This window comes from Fodinibius sediminis, assembly GCF_900182555.1.
GTDB lineage: Bacteria > Bacteroidota > Rhodothermia > Balneolales > Balneolaceae > Fodinibius > Fodinibius sediminis.
Window position 1 is genome coordinate 1 of record NZ_FXTH01000038.1, and the last position, 4050, is coordinate 4050.

Annotated in this window: 3 protein-coding genes; all 3 read right to left on the reverse strand. The window is 42.1% G+C overall.

Annotated elements, in window-relative coordinates:
• Window positions 1–681 precede the first annotated feature (681 nt).
• Window positions 682–1689, reverse strand: coding sequence for an IS110 family RNA-guided transposase (locus tag FN808_RS18690; RefSeq protein WP_142716141.1), 1008 nt, complete (start codon window positions 1687–1689; stop codon window positions 682–684).
• Between the two features lie 266 nt (window positions 1690–1955).
• Window positions 1956–2999, reverse strand: coding sequence for an RNA-directed DNA polymerase (locus tag FN808_RS18695; protein WP_142716142.1), 1044 nt, complete (start codon window positions 2997–2999; stop codon window positions 1956–1958).
• A gap of 3 nt (window positions 3000–3002) precedes the next feature.
• On the reverse strand, window positions 3003–3458 hold the full coding sequence (locus FN808_RS18700) for a hypothetical protein (protein WP_142716143.1): 456 nt from the start codon (window positions 3456–3458) through the stop codon (window positions 3003–3005).
• Between the last annotated feature and the right edge of the window lie 592 nt (window positions 3459–4050).

Sequence of the window (4050 nt, forward strand, 5' to 3'; positions counted from 1 at the left end):
ACAAACTGTTGCGACAAGCTTTTGCCGTTGGTAAGAGGTGCGAAGCGTTCAACAAAAAAAAGGCATTGGTTGCTTGACTTTAAACACAGTTCATTGCGCTTAAGGAGCGCGCGAAAGTTTGTTGATTGCTAAATAACGAATGGAGAGTTGAAAAACCAAAAAGTTGGCAGAGAATAGGCGAGGCGCGTCCCCTTAAAGCGCGGGTTAGTTTGGTGGCAGAAAGTTTGGAGTAAGCAATTTGTTGGTTAAAACGACAAAACGAAAAGGGGACGCAAGAAGAATTTTAGCCCAACGGCCACAACAAAACGGGAGATAGGCGGTTGAAACAACGGCTTTTGCACCAAGATTTTCCGTTGTAAAAGCAAGAATACGTCACCAACCACGAGGGCAAAATTGCGACATTTTAAAAGTAGCACTGGTGCAGATTTGTAGCGAAAGAGTGGCAACTGGAAAACCGGGGCAAAAGTGGTGAAATGTTAACCAAATTTTGAAAAGCAAAAAACCGACCAAACGTAAACGACAAACAGAGAAGGCCGGCGGGCAAACTAACGACATGGCGCATAACCGGCGCACGGATTAATGTTGAATTAGCAACTAACGAAAGCAAAGGCTTAAAACCAAGAGGGGCAGAGAATTGGCGAGGTGCGTCCGCGTTAATGCGTATTCTAAGAGTAAGTCAAGTTATTTTACGGCTTTATGCTGCTGTATTTTTACGTATGGGGTGCCTCGATCAATAACGGCAAAGACCCGATAAAGTAGTTTACAGATGACCGCATTTCGTACGCTTTGCGGATGTTTCCCTTCATCGCATTTTCGTTTGTAATACCCCCTCAGCTCCGGGTCATATTGGATGGCCGAGTGTACGCCATTCCCCAACAACGACTTTAGCCGTTGGCACCGCCACTGGCTGACTCGGTCGGGGCTCTTGTGTTGGCCTGACTGCCGTGGAAACGGGGCGCTGCCCACAAAACAGGCCAGTTGCCTGGCATTGGCAAAACGGGTAAATCCTTCCGTATAGACCAGCAGCCAACCGGCAATGATTGGACCAAGGCCGGGAATGCTTACGAGCAGATCATATTGGCCTTCAATGGCATTGTACCTGCGGAGGAGGCTAAGAATCTTTCGATCGACCTGTTTTAGTTGTGTAGTCAACCCATCATGCTGGGATTGCATCTGCTCATTTATTTCGTCCAGATCCGCTACTTGGCTGGTAAGGGAGTTTGCTTTGATGCCATTGGTTAAGGCTGTTCGCATTTTCACCAGCTTTTCCCGCCACAGCAACCAACCACGCAACTCCAATAACATCTTGGATGGCAAGTGACTGGGAGCCAATCGGTCCCGGAAGCGCCACAAGTATTCCGCCAAGCGCCCAGCATCAATGGGATCCGATTTCCCTCGACGAATACCTAATGAAAGTTGAACCTCAGCTGCCGAAACCATCACATAACAAATACCAGACTGCTCTAAGATCGTGGCCAACAAAAGGCCGTACGGCCCTGTATGCTCAAAGCAGACGATGAGCTCATCCAGGGAGATCTTTCCCCGTTTCCATTGGCCTATCATCTTGTGGATCCCTTTTGGGGTATTTGAAGCTTGGCCGGTTGCGAGTTCAGTGTTTTGGGTGTCGTTTATCTGCCAATCCAACCGTTGTTTTGAGATATCAATACCTATATAATAGCTGGCTTCCATGAGGTTTTCCCCTATATTAACTAGTGAAGATATGCCGCTTACTGGATAAGACCAGACACTATTACCTTTACGAGCCCGTTGGGCTTACATTCTAACTAGTGCCTTCTGGTCTGGAATTCTGCCGGGGACTCATACGCATGATAGCTCGAAAGCTAGCGGGTTATCTAGGTCACCCCGGCGGGTCCAGTAGCGGATTATACCACCAAAGTAAGTCATTTTTTCTTAGGAGTAATCTAAAGGCGGGTTATACCATTTTTGCTTGAAAATTAATTGTAATAGTTTTTCTTCGTAATAATTTTATCAATCTCCTTCTCAGCAAGTTTGGATCTAGCTTTTTTAATTTTAGATTCTTCAACGATAGTTGCTTCATCAATAACTTTTTTAAGGTCACCTTCTAACCATTCGCAATTCCATATTTTTTCTTTAGAACCACCAACCTTCTTGCATAAAGGTAATTTATACTTTTCAGTTTTATTGATTTTAAGGTTTAGGCGTTGGAACCAAACCATCATAAACGATGAATTGGGGACTTGATTAAATTTTTGTCTAATTTTTTTAGCAATTTTTAGCTTCTCTTTTTTATTCGGTAATCGGTTAATAAAAATACTTAAGATAGCTATTGCCGATGGCGTAACTCTAGGATTTCGGAGCGCAATTTCTGTGACAAGACTGATTAAGGTTTCTAAATTTCGGTCCTTCTTTTTAGATTTCTTAAGCACTTTTAAAAACTCTCTCATTTGAGTATCGATAGTGCCAGAATTCGGATACCTTTCTGATAATAAATAAAGTTGAATAAGCCATTTTTGTTTATTCTCTGCAATCCTTCTATTGCTAATCCAGTATCTTTTATCCGGTTTTATTGAACTCTTGACTATATCATCTGAAGCTCTCGTTTTATCAGGATTAAGCCTTAAACCTAGATTAGATAATATTTCTGATAGCTCTTTAGTTATTCGTTCAGCTTCGTAAGATTCCTTTGTGAAAATTCGGTAATCGTCACGATATCGTAAGATTTTGTAATCTTCGATATCAAGTACGGATAGCTTTTCTGCAAGTAATAGGTCTACATAACCTAAAACAATTTCAGAAATGAAGTCCATCAATGTACTTCCTTGTGGGATACCATTGGTTTGCCCATGGCTCATATCTTGTAAATGTTTGTCGATAACAACTCCGATAAAGGAATTGTTATTTCTGTTTTCTCTTTTCTTGGCTTCCTTTTTAGTATGCAAAGCCCATGATATCGAATGAGTATAAATAGAGCCGTAACAATCCGTAATGTCAGAATGTATTACGAACCTATAGTCCATAGCTTAAACTATAGACCGTTGTTCTACCCTTTGCCACCAATTTAAAATCTGGGCAGATTTATCCGACCTTTTTTCTGATTCGGAAAGTACGGGTAGACTATGACATTCAATACGACTTTCTTTTTGAAATTCTTCAAATCGATTCTTGATGAGATTCCAATTTTTTTCCTTAGTGATGTTATTTATAAGAGAAACATAAATAGCAGGATTAATTAATTGGAATGGTCGCCAAGCATATTTTCCATCTTTATTTGAAACTAATTGGTAGTTAACATGCTCAAAATCTCTTGGGGTTTCTTGTCTAAAATCGGATAGCCTATGTCCAGAAAGTATTTTCGATACTTCTTCAAGGAGGTTTTGGAAATTGAAGTAATATGGCAGATCAATACTGCTATAACTTTCTTGTTTTAAAAAATAAGATCTAGCATCTTCTGCATTTAGTTCTAGAATGTTTTTCATACAATCTAGTCTACTTAATGAAATTAAAATGGTATAACGACCCAGCGTTTAAGCTGCGCACGATGTAACGTTGATTAGTTAATTAACGAACGGAGAGCCAAAACCCCAAAAAGTGGCAGGAGAGGGCGAGGTGCGTCCGCTTGAAACGCCTTGTTAGTTTGGGGCCAGCAGGTGTGAAAACAGCACCTTTTGCGGTAAAACAAAGAACAAACCACAGCGAGCAACCAACGGAAATAGCCCCGACGGCCAGGACAAACCGCGAACCAGGCGTTCGGGAAGGGCAGGAGCACCAACGGTAGCTGCAAAAAAAGCAAGGATACTCGGCCAACCACGAGGGCAAAACTTAGCTCCGCTAAAAGTGGCATTGGTGCAGACTTGTACCCCGATAAAAGCACATCACAAAAAGTGCAAAAAAGTGAATAATTTTTAGGCCTTAGGAGAAGCAAAAAATGAAGCAAACCCCCTTACCGACAAGACGTGAAGGCCGGCGGGCAAACTAACGACCCCGCGTTTAAGCGGCGTAGGGCCAACGTTTTTATTGCAAGCAACGCAATTGACCACACATAAGCAAGAATTCGGAAGAAGCCACGGC